17 protein-coding genes and 1 pseudogene are annotated in these 17,552 nt (G+C 62.2%); 14 read left to right on the forward strand and 4 right to left on the reverse strand.

The genetic code is table 11. From position 1 onward, the window contains the following. Positions 1 to 107: 107 nt before the first annotated feature. The 9 genes from C9383_RS06360 (at position 108) to C9383_RS06400 (ending at position 7,956) form a co-directional block, all read left to right on the forward strand. Positions 108 to 1,133 carry an NAD(P)H-dependent glycerol-3-phosphate dehydrogenase gene (locus tag C9383_RS06360; RefSeq protein ID WP_090365947.1) on the forward strand — a complete coding sequence of 342 codons (1,026 nt, stop codon included), beginning with the start codon at positions 108 to 110 and terminating at the stop codon, positions 1,131 to 1,133. 10 nt (positions 1,134 to 1,143) lie between these two features. Further along, entirely contained in the window at positions 1,144 to 1,491 is a 348-nt protein-coding gene (locus C9383_RS06365) for a DUF4389 domain-containing protein (protein WP_090365945.1), read from the forward strand. After that, a complete protein-coding gene (gene sixA / locus C9383_RS06370) occupies positions 1,488 to 1,937 on the forward strand; it encodes a phosphohistidine phosphatase SixA (protein ID WP_090365943.1) in 450 nt (149 codons plus the stop codon). The genes C9383_RS06365 and sixA overlap by 4 nt, the downstream gene beginning before the upstream one ends. An 88-nt stretch (positions 1,938 to 2,025) precedes the next feature. After that, complete coding sequence (locus tag C9383_RS06375) at positions 2,026 to 3,675, forward strand: AMP-binding protein (protein WP_090365941.1); 1,650 nt, start codon at positions 2,026 to 2,028, stop codon at positions 3,673 to 3,675. Between the two features lie 30 nt (positions 3,676 to 3,705). Continuing rightward, a complete protein-coding gene (locus C9383_RS06380; RefSeq protein WP_060754500.1) occupies positions 3,706 to 4,149 on the forward strand; it encodes a hotdog fold thioesterase in 444 nt (147 codons plus the stop codon). 97 nt (positions 4,150 to 4,246) lie between these two features. Beyond that, positions 4,247 to 5,050: an alpha/beta fold hydrolase gene (locus C9383_RS06385; RefSeq protein WP_090365940.1), complete on the forward strand. Its 804-nt coding sequence runs from the start codon at positions 4,247 to 4,249 to the stop codon at positions 5,048 to 5,050. Further along, the gene (locus tag C9383_RS06390; protein ID WP_090365938.1) at positions 5,047 to 5,901 is read left to right on the forward strand and encodes an alpha/beta hydrolase; all 855 of its coding nucleotides are present in this window, start codon (positions 5,047 to 5,049) and stop codon (positions 5,899 to 5,901) included. The genes C9383_RS06385 and C9383_RS06390 overlap by 4 nt, the downstream gene beginning before the upstream one ends. 102 nt (positions 5,902 to 6,003) lie before the next feature. Next, entirely contained in the window at positions 6,004 to 6,822 is an 819-nt protein-coding gene (locus C9383_RS06395) for a DUF4892 domain-containing protein (protein ID WP_090365936.1), read from the forward strand. Between the two features lie 72 nt (positions 6,823 to 6,894). Further along, complete coding sequence (locus tag C9383_RS06400; RefSeq protein ID WP_090365935.1) at positions 6,895 to 7,956, forward strand: AI-2E family transporter; 1,062 nt, start codon at positions 6,895 to 6,897, stop codon at positions 7,954 to 7,956. Here C9383_RS06400 and C9383_RS06405 read toward each other — a convergent pair. Together C9383_RS06405 and C9383_RS06410 are read right to left on the reverse strand one after the other, a co-directional pair. Next, the gene (locus tag C9383_RS06405; protein ID WP_060754495.1) at positions 7,953 to 8,987 is read right to left on the reverse strand and encodes an ATP-binding protein; all 1,035 of its coding nucleotides are present in this window, start codon (positions 8,985 to 8,987) and stop codon (positions 7,953 to 7,955) included. The genes C9383_RS06400 and C9383_RS06405 overlap by 4 nt on opposite strands. Then, entirely contained in the window at positions 8,987 to 9,751 is a 765-nt protein-coding gene (locus tag C9383_RS06410; RefSeq protein WP_090372210.1) for a response regulator, read from the reverse strand. The genes C9383_RS06405 and C9383_RS06410 overlap by 1 nt, the downstream gene beginning before the upstream one ends. Before the next feature lie 260 nt (positions 9,752 to 10,011). Here C9383_RS06410 and pyrF point away from each other — a divergent pair, with 260 nt between their 5' ends. Further along, positions 10,012 to 10,710: an orotidine-5'-phosphate decarboxylase gene (pyrF, locus tag C9383_RS06415; RefSeq protein ID WP_060754493.1), complete on the forward strand. Its 699-nt coding sequence runs from the start codon at positions 10,012 to 10,014 to the stop codon at positions 10,708 to 10,710. A 31-nt stretch (positions 10,711 to 10,741) separates the two neighbouring features. Here pyrF and C9383_RS06420 read toward each other — a convergent pair whose 3' ends face one another. Then, on the reverse strand, positions 10,742 to 11,746 hold the full coding sequence (locus C9383_RS06420) for an NADP-dependent oxidoreductase (protein ID WP_090365933.1): 1,005 nt from the start codon (positions 11,744 to 11,746) through the stop codon (positions 10,742 to 10,744). 227 nt (positions 11,747 to 11,973) lie between these two features. Between C9383_RS06420 and C9383_RS06425 the strand changes: the two genes are divergently transcribed. The 4 genes and pseudogenes from C9383_RS06425 (at position 11,974) to C9383_RS28600 (ending at position 16,432) form a co-directional block, all read left to right on the forward strand. Next, on the forward strand, positions 11,974 to 12,735 hold the full coding sequence (locus C9383_RS06425; protein WP_090365932.1) for an SDR family oxidoreductase: 762 nt from the start codon (positions 11,974 to 11,976) through the stop codon (positions 12,733 to 12,735). Between the two features lie 203 nt (positions 12,736 to 12,938). Beyond that, positions 12,939 to 14,351, forward strand: coding sequence for an aminotransferase-like domain-containing protein (locus C9383_RS06430; RefSeq protein WP_090365929.1), 1,413 nt, complete (start codon positions 12,939 to 12,941; stop codon positions 14,349 to 14,351). Between the two features lie 1,022 nt (positions 14,352 to 15,373). Next, positions 15,374 to 15,571, forward strand: a pseudogene (locus tag C9383_RS28595) (HAMP domain-containing protein); the annotation flags it as partial. An 18-nt stretch (positions 15,572 to 15,589) separates the two neighbouring features. Continuing rightward, the gene (locus tag C9383_RS28600; RefSeq protein ID WP_411984597.1) at positions 15,590 to 16,432 is read left to right on the forward strand and encodes a methyl-accepting chemotaxis protein; all 843 of its coding nucleotides are present in this window, start codon (positions 15,590 to 15,592) and stop codon (positions 16,430 to 16,432) included. 36 nt (positions 16,433 to 16,468) lie between these two features. Here C9383_RS28600 and C9383_RS06440 read toward each other — a convergent pair whose 3' ends face one another. Beyond that, positions 16,469 to 17,281, reverse strand: coding sequence for an alpha/beta fold hydrolase (locus tag C9383_RS06440; protein ID WP_090365926.1), 813 nt, complete (start codon positions 17,279 to 17,281; stop codon positions 16,469 to 16,471). Positions 17,282 to 17,552 lie beyond the last annotated feature (271 nt).

Below are 17,552 nucleotides of genomic sequence, written 5' to 3' on the forward strand. Positions count from 1 at the left end.
TATGTGGCATTTTCCGACAAGCATGGGAATTGATGCGGGGGCTGGCCGCAAGCGGGTCGCCCCGTATAATGCCGCTATCGCCACTGGTATGGATTAACGGATTGCATATGACTGAACAGCGCCCTATTGCGGTCCTGGGAGGCGGAAGTTTTGGTACCGCCGTGGCTAACCTGCTGGCTGAGAACGGCCACGCGGTGCGCCAGTGGATGCGCGATCCCGAGCAGGCCGAGGCCATCCGCGTGCATCGGGAAAACCCCCGTTACCTTAAAGGCATCAAGATTCATCCGGCGGTGGAACCGGTCACGGACCTGCTGGAGACCCTCACTGACTGCGACCTGTGCTTCGTCGCATTGCCGTCCAGCGCCTTGCGCTCGGTGCTGGCGCCCCACGCCGAACGCCTGGCAGGCAAGCTGCTGGTCAGCTTGACCAAGGGTATCGAGGCGCACACGTTCAAGCTGATGAGCGAAATCCTCGAAGAGATTGCGCCCCAGGCACGTATCGGCGTGCTCTCCGGGCCGAACCTGGCGCGGGAAGTCGCCGAGCACGCGCTGACGGCCACCGTGGTGGCCAGTGAAGATGAAGCGCTGTGCGAGCGCGTGCAGGCGGTCCTGCATGGCCGTACGTTCCGTGTTTACGCCAGTGGCGATCGTTTTGGTGTTGAGCTGGGCGGTGCGCTCAAAAACGTTTACGCGATCATCGCCGGCATGGCGGTGGCCCTGGGCATGGGCGAGAACACCAAGAGCATGCTGATTACCCGTGCCCTGGCCGAGATGACCCGCTTTGCGGTGAACCAGGGCGCCAACCCGATGACATTCCTGGGCCTGGCCGGGGTCGGGGATTTGATCGTCACCTGTTCGTCGCCCAAGAGCCGCAACTATCAAGTCGGTTTTGCCTTGGGCCAGGGTTTGAGCCTGGACGACGCCGTTACGCGCCTGGGGGAAGTGGCCGAGGGCGTCAACACCCTCAAAGTGTTGAAGGCCAAGGCCCAGGAAGTCGGTGTGTACATGCCGTTGGTCGCTGGGCTGCACGCGATCCTGTTTGAAGGGCGCACCTTGAACCAGGTCATCGAGTTGCTGATGCGGGCTGAGCCGAAAACCGATGTCGACTTTATTTCCACCAGTGGTTTCAACTGAGGAACGCGTCATGAACGATCCGAAAGCAGCGCCCAAGTACGAATCCATCGTCCTGCGTATTGTGTGGATGCTGGTATTTGCCCTGGTGTGGCAAGTGGCGCAGTTCCTGCTCGGCGCGCTGGTGCTGGTGCAACTGATCTATCGCCTGGTCTACGCCGCGCCGAACCTGGGCCTGATGAACTTCGGTGACAGCCTCAGCCAGTTCCTGGCGCAGATCGGCCGTTTCGGCAGCTTCCACACTGAGCAAAAGCCTTGGCCATTCGCCGATTGGCCGACGCCGCGTGCACCGGAAGGCGAAGCCGCCCACAGCGTGCCGCCGGCACCGCATCCGGTACGTGATGAAGAGCCAAAACTGTGAAACTGTGGATCTTGCGGCACGGTGAAGCCGAAGGCTATGCGCCCACCGACGCCGAGCGCAACCTGACCGAACATGGCCGCGCCGAAGTGTTGCGCAGTGCTGCGCACCTGATCGGCCAGCCCCTCGGCGCGATCATCGCCAGCCCATATGTGCGGGCGCAGCAGACCGCGCAGCTGGTTCGCGAGGCGCTGGGTTTCACGCCCGATATCCGTACGGTGCCGTGGCTGACACCCGAAGGCAACCCGCTGCGGGTGCTGGAAAAGCTCGACACCGATGACAATGTGCTGCTGGTCAGTCACCAGCCTTTGGTGGGCTGCCTGATCAGCTTCCTGCAGCATGGTCATCAGCGCCAACCGCAACCGATGCATACCGCCAGCCTGGCGGAGCTGGAAGGTGATTTTCCGCTGGCGGGGCTGATGAACCTGGTCAGTGTGAAGAACCCGTAGGAAAAGTGATCGCTGCTGTGTGTGCTATATAGTCAACCAAGCAAGTGCTTGGTTGGCTATCATCCGGTCACACAAAGGAGCGCGTCCCATGCCAGTCGCTTTTCGTTTGCCGTTGCAGGTCTTCTTCGAACGTGAAGCGCGGCATCCGCGCAAACCCTTTCTCGTGCAGCCCATCGGCGGGGGCGAGGTGCAAACCCTGACCTGGGGCGACGTCGGCCATCAGGCCCGGTGCGCCGCACACTGGCTGCGTGCTCGGGCGTTGCCGCAAGGCTCGCACATTGCCCTGATCTCGAAAAACTGTGCGCACTGGATCATCGCCGACCTGGCGATCTGGATGGCCGGGCATGTCTCGGTGCCGTTGTACCCGAACCTGACGGCCGACTCCGTGGCCCATGTGCTGACCCATTCCGAGGCGGCATTGGTGTTGATCGGCAAGTTGGACGACTGGCCGGCCATGGCGCCCGGTATCCCGGCCGGTTTGTCGACTGTCCATCTGCCGCTGGCCCCGGCCGGCGACTTCGATTTCACTTGGGCCGATCTGCTGGCCTGTTCACCCATTCAAGATAACCCCGAATCCGACGCCACCCGCTTGGCCACGATCATTTATACCTCCGGCACCACCGGCTTGCCCAAGGGTGTGATGCAAACCTTCGGCGCCTTGGGCTTCGCCGCCACCCGTGGCACCGAGTTGTTTGGCCTGGGGGAGGACGACCGGCTGCTGTCGTACCTGCCGTTGTGCCACGTGGCGGAGCGCATGTTCGTCGAACTCGCGTCAATTTATACCGGGCAAACGGTATTTTTCGCTGAAAGCCTCGAGACCTTTCTGACCGACCTGCGCCGGGCCCGGCCGACAGCGCTGTTCGGAGTGCCGAGGATCTGGACCAAGCTCCAGATGGGGGTGTATGGCAAGGTTTCACAAAAGCGTCTGGACCGGCTGTTGCGCCTGCCTTTCATCGGGCCATTTGTAGGCCGCAAGGTGCTGTCGGGTCTGGGCCTGGACGCCCTGCGTATTGCGCTATCCGGTGCGGCGCCGGTGCCTGAGGCGCTGCTGCGTTGGTATCAGCGGCTGGGGCTGGATGTGCTCGAGGTGTACGGCATGACGGAAAGCTGTGGCTATTCCCACGTATGCCGCCCCGGGCAACAGACACTGGGCTGGATCGGCCTGCCATGCCCTGGGGTGGAAGTGCGCATCGACCCGTTGGGCGAAGTGCAGGTGCGCAGCGGCGCGACCATGCTCGGCTACTTCAAGGACGCGCAGAAAACCGCCGAGACCCTCACCAATGACGGTTTTCTGCGCACCGGCGACAAGGGTGAGCAGGACGCGGCCGGCCGCTTGCGCCTGACCGGGCGGCTCAAGGAGATCTTCAAGACCAGCAAGGGTAAATATGTGGCCCCGGCACCGATTGAAAACCGCCTGGCCGAACATCCACGCATCGAGCAGGTGTGCGTGGTCGGCGAAGGGCTGAGCGCGCCGATAGGTTTATGCGTACTCGCGGCGGCGGGCGAGGAGCGTCAGGCCCTGCGCGATAGCCTGGAACGCTGGTTGGAACAGGTCAACCAGGCCCTGGACAAGCCTGAGCGTCTGCGCCAACTGGTGGTGGTCAAAGACAACTGGGCCGTCGAAAACGGTTTCCTGACCCCGACCCTGAAGATCAAGCGCAGTGTGATCGAATCGACCTATGGTGCTCAATTGCATGCTTGGAGCGAGCGCGGCGAATCGATTCTGTGGCAGGATTAGGGGCGTAATAAAATCAATAAGGACACTGCTATGAGCTTGTGGCGCACCCAACCCAATATCGAGCAACTCAACAGCCTGCAGAAAAACACCATCGGTGAGTTGCTGGATATTCGTTTCGAAAGCTTCGACGACGAGTCACTCACCGCCAGCATGGTGGTCGACCATCGCACCCATCAGCCGTACGGCCTGCTGCACGGCGGCGCGTCGGTGGTGCTGGCGGAGAGTATCGGCTCCATGGCGGCCTACCTGTGCATCGATCCGAGCAAATTCTATTGCGTGGGCCTTGAGATCAATGCCAACCACTTGCGCGGCGTGCGCAGCGGGCGAGTGACGGCGGTGGCGCGAGCCATCCATATCGGCCGTACGACCCAGGTGTGGGACATCCGCCTGACGGCCGATGACGGCAAGACCAATTGCGTCTCGCGCCTGACCATGGCCGTGGTGCCGCTGGGCGAGAACCCGCCGGTGCGATAGACATGGCGTGAGTGTCATCATTCCTGGCAGTTACAGTCATTGCTGTACGGCTTGGGGCTGGTGACAATCCACTTCTGTTTCTGTAGATGAGTCCGGTATGTCGCAGCACGTGTTTTTTGCCCACGCCAATGGTTTTCCTTCGGCCACCTACGGCAAGTTGTTTGCCGCCCTGGCCCCGGAATATACGGTGGCTCACTTGCCGCAGCACGGCCACGACCCGCGATTTCCAGTGGATGACAACTGGCGCAACCTGGTGGACGAGTTGATCCACCACTTGGAGCAGCAACCGCAGCCGGTGTGGGGTGTCGGGCACTCCCTCGGTGGGGTGTTGCACCTGCACGCGGCCATGCGTTGCCCGCAGTTGTATCGCGGTGTGGTGATGCTGGATTCGCCGGTGCTGACGCGTGCCGACCGCTGGGTGATCCGCGCCGCCAAGCGCTTGGGGTTCATCGATCGCCTGACCCCGGCCGGGCGCACCCTGGGCCGGCGTGAAGAGTTCAGCGACCTGGACGCCGCGCGCAACTACTTCGCCGGTAAAACCCTGTTTCGCGGGTTCGACCCTGACTGTTTTGATGCCTACCTGCAACATGGCCTGCAACAGGTGGGCGATCGCCTGCGCCTGCGCTTCGACCCCGCCACCGAAATCAGCATTTATCGAGGCGTGCCCCACACCAGCCCGGGCCAGGTGCGCCAGTTGAAGGTGCCGCTGGCGGTGGTGCGTGGACGCCAGAGCCGGGTCGTGATGCGTCACCATGCCAGTGGGGTTGACCGCCTGCCCATGGGCGAAATGCTCACCATGCCCGGCGGGCACATGTTTCCCCTGGAGCGGCCGCAGGACACCGCAGCCTTGATCAAGAACCTGTTCTCCCGCTGGGAAGCCCGTGAGCGCAGTTGCGCATGAGTACGCCGGTCGAAGAGGTTCGCCTCAGCTTGCCGCATATTGAGTTGGCGGCGCATCTGTTCGGGCCCGAAGACGGTCTGCCGGTGATCGCCCTGCATGGCTGGCTGGACAACGCCAACAGCTTTGCGCGGCTGGCGCCGAAACTGCAGGGCTTGCGCATCGTCGCGCTGGATATGGCGGGGCACGGTCATTCGGCGCACCGTCCTGCGGGGGCCGGTTATGCCTTGTGGGATTACGTGTTTGACGTGCTGCAAGTCGCCGAACAGCTGGGTTGGAAACGTTTTGCATTACTTGGCCATTCCCTCGGCGCCATCGTCTCCTTGGTGCTCGCAGGCGCCTTGCCGGAGCGGGTGACGCACCTGGGGTTGATCGACGGCGTGATCCCGCCGACCGCCACCGGTGAGAACGCGGCGGAGCGATTGGGCATGGCGTTGCAGGCGCAATTGAACCTGCAGGGCAAGCGCAAGCCGGTCTACAGCACCCTGGACCGGGCGGTTGAAGCGCGGATGAAAGGTTTGGTCGCAGTCAGTCGCGAGGCCGCCGAATGGCTGGCCCAGCGCGGTTTGATGCCCGTGCCGGGCGGCTACACCTGGCGCACCGACAGCCGATTGACCCTGGCTTCGCCGATACGACTGACCAATGAGCAGGCGATGGCTTTCGTGCAACGTGTGGCTTGTCCTGCACAGTTGGTGGTCGCGGCTGACGGCATGTTGGCGAAACATTCCGAATTGCTTTCTCAGCTACCCTTTACGGTGACCACGCTGCCGGGGGGCCATCATTTGCACCTGAACGATGAGCCCGGTGCGGCTCTTGTTGCAGACTGTTTCAATCGGTTCTTCTCCACGCCTTGACTTGGCGGGGTCAACTGCCGAGGCTGGGCGGATTGAAAGGGAGTCAACCATGAACCATCTTGAAACTGCTGCGACCTCCAATGGCCAGGGCTCAATCATCCGATGAGCCTGCGTGAAGGATGTATACGTGCCCTCGGGCTGTGCTGCTTCAGCCCCTTGGTGTTCGCCGCCGATGTGCCGGGCAGCCAGGATCTGCCGGCAGTGTCCCGCCAGGTCGACGCGCAGATCGTCGATTACCGCCCCGCTGAAGCCAGGGAGCGCATCTACCCCATGGGGGCGATCCGCAAGATCAGCGGCCAGTTGCGCTACGAGGGCCAAGCCACCGCGCGCGGCCAAGCCACTGCGATTACCTATGAACTGCCCGCCGAGCACACCTCCAGCGCCGCCTTTACCGCGACCCGCGAAGCGTTGCAGGCCAAGGGCGCGCAGCTGTTGTTCTGGTGCCAGGCCCGCGATTGCGGTGAAAGCAGCCTGTGGGCCAATGAAGTGTTCGGCAACGCCAAGCTGGTCGGCGCCGATGGCCAGCAGGAATACCTGCTGTTACGGCTGGCGGCGCCGCAGGACAACTCCCTGGTGGCGCTGTACGGCATCACTCGGGGCAACCGTCGTGCCTATCTGCATGTGGAACAGCTGGACGCCAGTGCGCCCCTGGGTGACTTGCTGCCCACTTCGGCAACCTTGCTTCGTGAGCTGAAAAGCACCGGCGAGCTGGATTTCCCTGCACTGGGGAGCGAACCCGATCCGGCCTGGCTCACCTTGATCTCCCGTGGCTTGAACCTGGACGCCACCTTGCGTGTCAGTTTGACCGGGCCAACGGCCGAAGCCTGGCGCCAGGGCCTGATCGACAGCGGTGTGCGTGCCGCACGCATGGAAACCGGCACCGGTGACGCTAAGGGTTTGCACCTGCATCTGATACGCTGACCGTCACCAGGCGAACGGACCCGCGCCGTTCGCCTAAGCTCTCCTCCTACAGCCTTATTCTCGAGATACCCGATGCTCAATAACGATCGCCTGCTGGTGCAAATCCTGCTGCTGGTGCTGTTCGGTGCCAGCTTCTGGGTGATGGCGCCATTCTGGTCGGCGCTGTTCTGGGGCGCAGTGCTGGCGTTCGCCAGCTGGCCGCTGATGCGTTTGCTCACCCGCTGGCTGGGGGGGCGCGAGTCCCTGGCTGCCGGCATCCTGACCCTGTGCTGGATGCTGTTGGTGGCGGTGCCGCTGGTGTGGCTGGGCTTCAACCTGGCCGATCATGTGCGTGATGCGGTGGGCCTGATCAAGGATATCCAGGTCGACGGCCTGCCGGCAGCACCCGCTTGGCTGAACTCAATCCCCTTTGTCGGCGAGCGCCTGGTGGCGACCTGGGACAGCATCGACCAGCAGGGCGCGGCGCTGATGGTCAGCATCAAGCCTTATCTGGGCCAGGTCGGCAATTGGCTGCTGGCGCGCAGCGCGCAGATCGGCGGCGGCATCCTTGAGTTGACCCTCAGCCTGGTGTTCGTGTTCTTCTTCTACCGGGATGGGCCTCGGCTGGCGGTGTTTGTGCACCGTCTGCTGGAGCGTTTGATCGGCGAGCGGGCCGGTTACTACATCGAACTGGTGGCAGGCACCGTACAACGGGTGGTCAATGGCGTGATCGGCACCGCAGCGGCTCAAGCCTTGCTGGCACTGATCGGTTTCCTCATCGCCGGCGTGCCTGGCGCGCTGGTGCTGGGCATCGTCACGTTCCTGCTCAGCCTGATTCCCATGGGGCCACCGCTGGTGTGGATTCCGGCGACCGCCTGGCTGGCCTGGAAAGGGGATTACACCTACGCGGTGTTCCTCGGGGTGTGGGGCACGTTCATCATCAGCGGCGTGGACAACGTGCTCAAGCCGTACCTGATCAGTCGAGGCGGCAACCTGCCATTGGTGATTGTGCTGCTGGGGGTGTTCGGCGGCTTGATTGCGTTTGGTTTCATCGGCCTGTTTATCGGCCCGACCTTGCTGGCGGTGGCCTACAGCCTGCTGACGGATTGGAGTGCGACCCAGGCGCAGGGGCGTCGCGAAGACAACCCCCGTTAAATCCTCGGCAACCACATCACGGCGGTCAAGCCACCGCCTGGCGTGTCTTCCAGGCTGAGGTGGCCGCCGAGACGCTCCACCGCTTCCTTGGCAATCGTCATGCCCAGGCCGACCCCGCCGGAGTTGCGGTTGCGCGAGCCCTCCAGGCGAAAGAACGGTTCGAAGACCGCCTCGCGCTTGTCGGCAGCAATCCCGGGGCCGTGGTCGATCACACGGATCACCAGGGCCTCGCGGCTGTCCGCCAACTCCACGCGTGCGGTGCCGGCATAGCGCAGGGCGTTGTCGATCAGGTTGTTCAGGCAAGAACGCAGGGCCATCGGCTGTACCTGCAACGGCGCACAGGTGCCGGCGAACTGCACGTCGGAGCCTTGGTCCTGGGCATTTTCGCTGAGGGATTCGACCAGCGCCTGTACGTCGAGCCAGTGCCGGGTTTCGCTGGTGCGCTGTTCGTGCAGGTAGCTTAAGGTCGCGTCGAGCATGCCGATCATGTCGTCCAGGTCCTGGCGCATCTGACCTTGCAATTTGGTGTCTTCGATCTGCTCCAGGCGCAGCTTGAGGCGTGACAGCGGGGTACGCAGGTCGTGGGAGACCGCACCGAGCATGCGTGCGCGCTGGCTGACCTGCTCGCGGATGCGCTTTTGCATCATGTTGAAGGTCGATGCGGCCTGGCGTGCCTCTCGTGGCCCGGACTCGTTGAGAGGCGGGCTGTCGAGGTCGACACTCAAGCGCTCAGCCGCCGCACTCAGGCGCTGGATCGGCCGGCTCAGCAGCTTCGCGCCATACCAGGCGGCGATGATCAGCGAGATGAACTGGAAGGTCAGCGGCACCACCGGGCCGCCGAACCAGGGGCGATGGTGCTTGCGCAGGGGCTTCATCGTACCGTCCGGCTGCTCGACGAAGGTCTCCTGGGGCGGCGGTGGCGGCGGGCCGTAGTGGTGAAACCAAAAGAACGCCAGCACGTGCGCCAACACAATAGCCACCAGCAATACACCGAACAACCTGCCGAACAACGTATTGAAGGTGGCACGCATCAACCGATGTCCCGGGCGTCGAAAAGGTAGCCTTCGCCACGTACGGTTTTGATCAGTTGCGGGGCTTTCGGATCATCCCCGAGTTTTTGCCGCAGGCGCGAGACCAGCAAGTCGATGCTGCGATCGAAGGCTTCGATGGACCGGCCGCGGGCCGCGTCCAGCAATTGTTCGCGGCTGAGCACCCGGCGCGGGCGTTCGATAAACACCCACAGCAGGCGGAACTCGGCGTTGGACAGTGGCACCACCAGGCCGTCGTCGGCCACCAGTTGGCGCAACACGCTGTTCAAGCGCCAGTTGTCGAAGCGGATATTGGCGCGTTGCTCGGTGCGGTCATCGCGTACACGGCGCAAAATGGTCTGGATGCGTGCCACCAGTTCACGCGGCTCGAACGGCTTGGCCATATAGTCGTCGGCGCCCAGTTCCAGGCCGATGATGCGGTCGGTCGGTTCGCAGCGGGCGGTGAGCATCAGGATCGGGATGTCCGATTCGGCGCGCAGCCAGCGGCACAGCGACAGGCCATCTTCGCCCGGCAGCATCAGGTCGAGCACCACCACGTCAAACGTTTCGGCTTGCATGGCCTGGCGCATGGCGCCGCCGTCGGTCACGCCGGTGGCGAGAATATTGAAGCGTGCCAGGTAGTCGATCAGCAGTTCACGAATCGGCACGTCATCATCGACGATCAGCGCACGGGTGCTCCAGCGCTTGTCTTCGGCGATCACCGCGCCTTTTGGCTCTTCGTTTACAGAGACGGTAGGGGTATGCATAGGTGCGATCATCTGCCTGGTCATTGCTGTCAGCATAGGCGCCCAGCCCCATGGCTGGAAGTGCTGGACGGGCGGTCATGTGCGCGAGGCTAGTCGTGGGGCGTGTAGGGCGCATGTCGGGAATGTATCGTGCTGGATACAATCACCCGAAACGCCGTGAAATGGACGGCTGAACAGTATTTACCGATCATCGGATCCCGCAACGGCGCTGCTTGCGCTACAATCCGCGCCGATTTCGACTTGCCTGAGAGCCCATTCCAATGTCCGCCTGCCAGACTCCTATCATCGTCGCCCTGGATTACCCCACTCGTGACGCCGCACTGAAGCTGGCTGACCAGTTGGACCCCAAGCTTTGCCGGGTCAAGGTCGGCAAGGAACTGTTCACCAGTTGCGCGGCGGAAATCGTCGGCACACTGCGTGACAAAGGCTTCGAAGTATTCCTCGACCTGAAATTCCACGATATTCCCAACACCACCGCGATGGCCGTCAAAGCCGCTGCGGAAATGGGCGTATGGATGGTCAATGTGCACTGCTCCGGTGGCCTGCGCATGATGACGGCCTGCCGTGAAGTGTTGGAGCAGCGCAGTGGTCCCAAGCCGCTGTTGATCGGTGTGACCGTGCTGACCAGCATGGAGCGCGAGGATCTGGCCGGCATCGGCCTGGATATCGAGCCTCAGGAGCAGGTGCTGCGCCTGGCCGCCCTGGCGCAGAAGGCCGGCCTGGACGGCCTGGTCTGTTCGGCGCTGGAAGCCCAGGCCCTGAAGACCGCGCACCCATCGCTGCAACTGGTCACTCCGGGCATTCGCCCGGCGGGCAGTGCCCAGGATGACCAGCGCCGTATCCTGACCCCGCGCCAGGCTCTGGATGCGGGCTCCGATTACCTGGTGATTGGTCGCCCGATCAGCCAGGCGGCTGATCCGGCGAAGGCGTTGGCGGCGGTGGTTGCCGAAATCGCCTGATACATCCGTGTAGGAGCGAGTCAGCTCGCTCCTACACCTTCAGTACCAACTTCCCAAAGTTCTCGCCATTGAACAGCTTCATCAGCGTCTCCGGGAACGTCTCCAGCCCCTCTACGATGTCCTCCTTGCTCTTGAGCTTGCCTTGGGCCATCCAGCCGCCCATCTCTTGCCCGGCGGCGGCAAAATTGGCCGCGTGATCCATCACTACAAAGCCCTCCATGCGCGCACGATTGACCAGCAATGACAGGTAGTTGGCCGGACCCTTCACCGCTTCCTTGTTGTTGTACTGGCTGATTGCACCGCAAATCACCACGCGTGCCCTCAAGGCCAGGCGGCTGAGCACCGCGTCGAGAATGTCGCCGCCGACGTTATCAAAATACACATCCACCCCGTTGGGGCACTCGCGCTTGAGCGCTGCGGGGACGTCTTCGTTTTTGTAGTCGATGGCCGCGTCGAAACCCAGCTCATCCACCAGGAATTTGCACTTGTCGGCACCGCCGGCGATACCCACCACGCGACAGCCTTTGAGCTTGGCGATCTGCCCGGCAATGCTGCCCACCGCACCGGCCGCGCCGGAGATCACCACGGTTTCGCCGGCCTTGGGCGCGCCAGTGTCGAGCAAGGCGAAGTAGGCGGTCATGCCGGTCATGCCCAGGGCCGACAGGTAACGGGGCAGGGGAGCCAGTTTCGGATCGACTTTGTAGAAACCACGCGGTTCTCCCAGGAAGTAATCCTGCACCCCCAGCGCGCCATTCACGTAGTCCCCCACCGCAAACTTTGGATTGTTCGACGCAATCACCTTGCCCACGCCCAGCGCTCGCATCACTTCGCCGATTCCCACAGGTGGAATGTAGGACTTGCCTTCGTTCATCCAGCCACGCATCGCCGGGTCCAGGGACAGGTATTCATTGTGCACCAGCACTTGCCCCTCTCCAGGCGTGCCCACCGGCACTTGCTGGTAGGTAAAAGTGTCCCGCGTGGCGGCGCCGACCGGACGTTTGGCGAGCAGGAATTGGCGATTAGTCAGGGCAGTCATGGCAAGGACTCTTTAGAAATGAACCTTGAGTGATAGACCCTCAATGGCCGGTGAGCAAGGTTGTCCGAGTGGCGCGAATGCACCGCGATAGGTTGGGTTGATAGTCAGGCTGGGGCAGTTATCACTGGGATTCATGCAGCGCCAACCGGCCTTCTGATAGTGCTGACGCGCCGTACAGGCCGTTGGCTAGACTCGAACCACCGCCATTTCTTGCAAAGGATATTCCCATGAGCATGACGTTTTCCGGCCAGGTCGCCCTGGTGACCGGCGCCGCCGCCGGTATTGGCCGCGCCACCGCACTGGCGTTCGCTGCCGAAGGCTTGAAAGTCGTGGTCGCGGACCTCGACGTCGACGGCGGTGAGGGCACCGTCGCGCTGATCCGCCAAGCCGGCGGCGAGGCATTGTTCGTGCGTTGCAACGTCACGCTGGAAACCGATGTGCAGCAGTTGATGGCACAGACCGTTGCCGCCTATGGCCGCCTGGATTATGCCTTCAACAACGCCGGGATCGAGATCGAGAAGGGCAAGCTGGCGGACGGCAGCCTGGATGAGTTCGACGCCATCATGGGGGTCAACGTCAAAGGTGTGTGGCTGTGCATGAAGTACCAATTGCCGCTGTTGCTGGCCCAGGGCGGTGGGGCGATCGTCAATACGGCCTCGGTCGCGGGGTTGGGGGCGGCGCCGAAGATGAGCATCTATGCCGCGTCCAAGCACGCGGTCATCGGCCTGACCAAGTCGGCCGCCATCGAATATGCGAAAAAGAAAATCCGCGTCAACGCCGTGTGCCCGGCCGTTATCGATACCGATATGTTCCGCCGTGCCTACGAAGCGGACCCGCGTAAGGCGGAATTTGCCGCCGCCATGCATCCGGTCGGGCGCATTGGCAAGGTCGAGGAAATTGCCAGCGCGGTGTTATACCTGTGCAGCGATGGTGCGGCTTTCACCACGGGCCACGCGCTGGCGGTAGACGGTGGCGCGACGGCAATCTAGGAATCCATGCAGGCCGTTATTTGAAAAGGTTTGATGGGATGTGAGGTTTTTCCAGAGCTGGCAATTGGCCTTGGCTGAATGTGTGTCATAAGGTAAATAAGTCAATAAAATCAATACTTTAATAACAATGTAGAGCGGGGCGACAAGGGCTTCTGTGCTTAACTGTTTTGGGTTGAATAACAGACAGTTGAAGTGAGTGGCGCATGGATTTAGGGATCGATCGACAAGCCCTTGTACCGGTGGTGCAGCAAATCGTCTGCGCGGTGACGCAATGGATTCGCACAAGTGGGATTACGCCCGGCACTCGACTGCCCTCTGTCCGGCAACTGGCGCTGGATAACCTGCTGAGCCAGTCCAGTGTGGTCGAGGCATTTGATCGGCTGGTGGCTCAGGGGCTGCTGGTCTCGAAGCAGGGCTCGGGGTTCGTCGTGGCCCAGCCTTCGGTCCTGCATGAAAACCACTGGTATGAAGGTGCGGAGCGGGGTTGGGGGGCTTATACCGATGGGCCGCTGGGTGAGTTGAAACTGGGATGTGGCTGGTTACCGGATGCCTGGCGCGAGAGCGATGACCTCATTTATGCGGTACGTGAAGTCAGCCGTACCGATACCCGTGGCCTGTTCAGTTACACCCCGCCCCTGGGGCTGCCGGCGCTGCGTGAACAACTGCTCAAACGCCTGACCCGGATCAAGGTCGCCACCAGCCTCGACCGTATCCTCACCACCGATGGCGCCAGCCATGCCCAGGACCTGCTCATACGTACCTTGCTGAAGGCGGGTGATACGGTGGTGGTCGAAACACCGGGGTATGGCAACCTCTATCGCCAGTTGGCGTTCCATGGCGTCACGCTGCTGGAGGTGCCGCGTACACAGGGTGGCCCGGATATCCCGGTGCTGGAAGCGCTGCTGCGCACCCATCGGCCCAAGTGCCTGTTCATCCACAGCCTGTATCACAACCCTACCGGTACCAGCCTGTGCCGTGAGGTCGCCGAACGCTTGCTGCAATTGGCGCGCAACGACGATTTCCTGATCATCGAGGAAGACGTTTATGGCGACCTGCAGCACGCCAGCTGCACACGGCTTGCGGCGCTGCCCCATGATGACCGGGTGATCTACATTTCCAGTTTTTCCAAGACCCTGAGCAGCGCCCTGCGGGTGGGCTACCTCAGTGCCAGTGCTTCTGTCATTGCACAATTGGCGAGCCTCAAGACCCTGACCGGCCTCGGTACTTCGCGTTTTGCTGAAACGGTGGTTGCCACGTTGCTGGCCAACGGCACGTACCGTAAGTGGGTGCAACGCCTGCGCAAGCGCCTGAATACACAGATGGCCTCGACCTTGCAGGTATTGGAAGACGAAGAATGGCAGGTGTTTGCCGTACCTTCCGGCGGTATGTTCCTGTGGGCACGCCCAGGCTGGGCGGATCATTCTCATCTGCAGGCCTGCGCACGACGGCTCGGTGTGCTTCTGTCGCCGGGAGCGTTGTTCAACCCGGGCGGTGAACACAGTGACTGGCTGCGCATCAATGTGGCCTATGCTGCTGATCAGCGGGCGTTGGCGCTGTTCCGCGCCATGGGGCCTGCCAGATCGACCTCGACCATCCTGAAAACGACGGGCATGTAGCTTTTTGCCATTATTCCGACGCCAGCATCTTGTGTCGTTGGCGTGTGGTTGCGAATCTCGCTGCATGGAAACCACGCTTGATGGCATCTGCCATTGCAAGAGGATCAAGTGCAATGATTTCGGCCGTGCAACGACGTTTCGCCAACCTCGGTATGGCAAAAAAACTGGGCCTGGGTTTCGCCTTGGTGCTACTGCTGACGGCCGTCGTGGCGGCCATTGGTGTGTGGTCCCTGCAAACGGTTGGTCAGCGCTTCGAGGGCCTCAAGGCGATGTCTTCGCTCAATAGCGGCTTGTTCAAGGTGCGCCTGATCGAGCAGGACTACGCCCTGCACGCCGACCCCAAGGCCGTCGACGCCTTGCATGAAAGTGTCGATGCCCTGGCGGCCCAGGCCGCCGCCCTCAAAGCTGGGTCCGCCGCCAATGTGCCGGTGATGACCGAGGTCGAGCAGGCGCTGGCGGCCTATCGCAAGGCGTTCGACGAATTTGTCGAGCTGACCCAGGCCAAGGACTTGGCCCTGGAAATGGCCACTTGGTCGGTCTCCAGCGTGGCCAACAACCTTGACGTGTTGCAGTCGGGGCTGGCGGATGACGGTACTTATGGCCTCAAGGAAAGCCAAGGCAAGGAAGGCGCGGAGTTTATCGAGCAGGCGGGTCAGGTCGGCCAGGTGTCCAGGCTGATGTTGCAAGCCATGAACGAAGCGCGCGTACGCCTGGACCAGAGCCGCAAGGCCGAGGCCGATGATGCCGAGCAGGGCAAGATCGAGCAGGCGGACCAGGCCCTGGCCCAGGTCGAACAACTGAAAACCTCGGTCAAGGATGCGGGTTACCAGACCGTACTCAATGAAGTGTCCGGGCATATTGCCGCGTTCAGCGAAAAGCTCGGCGAGTACACGGGCCTGCTGGCTCAGGAAAAACAGGTCTATAAGCAGTTGCATGACCGGGCCGAGCAAGTGGTCAGCCGGGTCAACCAGGCCTATGCCGCCGAAGACCAGTCGATGCAGGAGCAACTCAAGAAAAGCGCAATGCTGATTATCGGATCGTCAGCCCTGGCGTTGTTGGTGGGCTTGATTGCGGCCTGGGTCATCACGCGGCTGATTGTGGCTCCGCTGCGCAGCGTGATAGCCGTGGCCCAGCAGATTGCCGCAGGCGATCTGAGCGGGCGCATGGAGGTCAGTCGCCGTGATGAAATGGGCCAGCTGATGCAAGCCATGCAGCAGATGGGCAGCGGCTTGAGCCATATGGTCAGTGGCCTGCAGGCGGGCATCGAACAGTTGGCCAGCTCGGCGCATTCGCTGTCCAGCGTGACGGAGCAGACCAACGTCGAAGTCAGCAGTCAGAAGGAGGAAACCGAGCAGGTGGCCACGGCGATGAACCAGATGACGGCCACGGTGCACGATGTGGCGCGCAACGCCGAAGAGGCGGCTCAAGCCGCGCAGACGGCGGATGACAAGGTCGACAGCGGTCAGCAGGTGGTTCGCCAGAGCTTGCAGCGTATCGAGTCGCTCGCCGCCTCCAGCAACAGTGCCAGCGCCAGCATCGAAAGCCTGAGCGCGGAAATCCAGAATATCGGCACCGTATTGAGTGTGATCAAAAGCGTCGCCGAGCAAACCAATCTGCTTGCTCTCAACGCTGCCATCGAAGCGGCCCGCGCGGGTGAGCAAGGCCGTGGTTTTGCGGTGGTGGCCGATGAAGTGCGGGCGCTGGCCAAGCGCACGCAGCAATCGACTGAGGAAATCGAGCGGCTGGTCAGCACCCTGCGCCACGCGGCGCAGGCGTCGGTGCAGCAGATCCAGCAAAGTGGTGAGCTGGTGAAGCTGGCTGTCAGTGATGCCCTGGAAACCGAAAGTGCGCTGGGTAGTATCGCCGTAGCGGTGTCACTGATTCAGCAGATGAACCAGCAGATCGCCGCCGCCGCCGAGGAGCAGAGCTCTGTTGCTGAAGAGATCAACCGTAGCGTCACCAGCATCCGCGCCAGTGCCGATCAGTCGGCGCTGAGCATGCAGGGTAACGCGGCGTCGAGCATTGAGCTGGCGCAGCTGGGCGCGGAGCTCAAGGGGATGGTCGGGCATTTCCGCCTTTGATCGCAGCGCGAAGGCCGCGATCAAGGAGGAGGGCGATCAGGCGTTGTTGGCGAGGAAGGTCAGCAGGGCTTCGTTGACGAAGTCCGGATTCTCCCGGGAAGAGATATGCCCGGCCTCCGGAATCAGGATCAGGTCGCAGCCGATCAGCCTGGCCATTTCCTGGGACTCGGCAAGGGGTCGGGGTTTGTCCTGCTCGCCGCACAGGATCAAGGTCGTGTCCGCGTCCAGCTTTGGCAGTTGGTCCAGCAGGTCGGCGCGACTGAAAATCTGCCGGCCCAGGGGCACGATGCTTTGCAGCAGGCGCTCTTTGGAAAAACCCTGCAGTGCCTGGCGAAAATCCTGATACAGCGCCGATTCCCGGTCGATACCCGGGCGGAAGAAGATCGGTGCGATCACATCGAGCAATGGCTCGGGAATGGCGCTGGCGTCTTCGATCATCTTGAACAGCGAGAAATAATACTGGCGCGTGGCCTCGGGCTCTGCGCCCAGGTAGGTGTCCATCAGCATCAGGCTGTTGATCCGCTCAGGTGCGCTCAATGCCAGGCGCGCACCCCACATGCCGCCGACCGAGAGGCCCACCAGGTTGACCTGGGCAATGTCCAACTGGTCGAGCAGGGCCAGGGCCTGGCGCGCCAGGTCGTCCAGACTGCGGGTCTGGGCGGGCAACGGCCCCGATTCACCATGGCCCCACAGCTCGGGGACGATGACTCGGTACTGTTGCGACAGGGCCTCGATCTGCGGCGCCCACATGTGGCGGTCCCACAGGTAACTGGAGCCCAGCAGGACGGCTGGGCCGGTGCCTTCGTCGAGATAGTGCAGCGGCTGTCCATCAATCACAGCAACGGGCATAGCGGGCCTCTAACTTCATTGAGTGAGGGGGACTTTTTTACGCTAGTCGAGGGAAGGGGGATAGGTGCAAATTGATGGCACGTTGTGCTGGGCTTATGTAGTGAGCGGGCTTGCCCTAATGCCAGTCAGTTAAGCGATAGAGCGGACGATGGATAACCTGTGGGAGGGGGCTTGCTCCCGATAGCGGTGTGCCAGTCAGCAGTTTATCGACTGACCCACCGCTATCGGGAGCAAGCCCCCTCCCACAGTGACAGCGTTAAGCCTTAACTGA

The sequence above is a fragment of the Pseudomonas palleroniana genome (assembly GCF_003031675.1).
GTDB classification, from domain to species: domain Bacteria; phylum Pseudomonadota; class Gammaproteobacteria; order Pseudomonadales; family Pseudomonadaceae; genus Aquipseudomonas; species Aquipseudomonas palleroniana.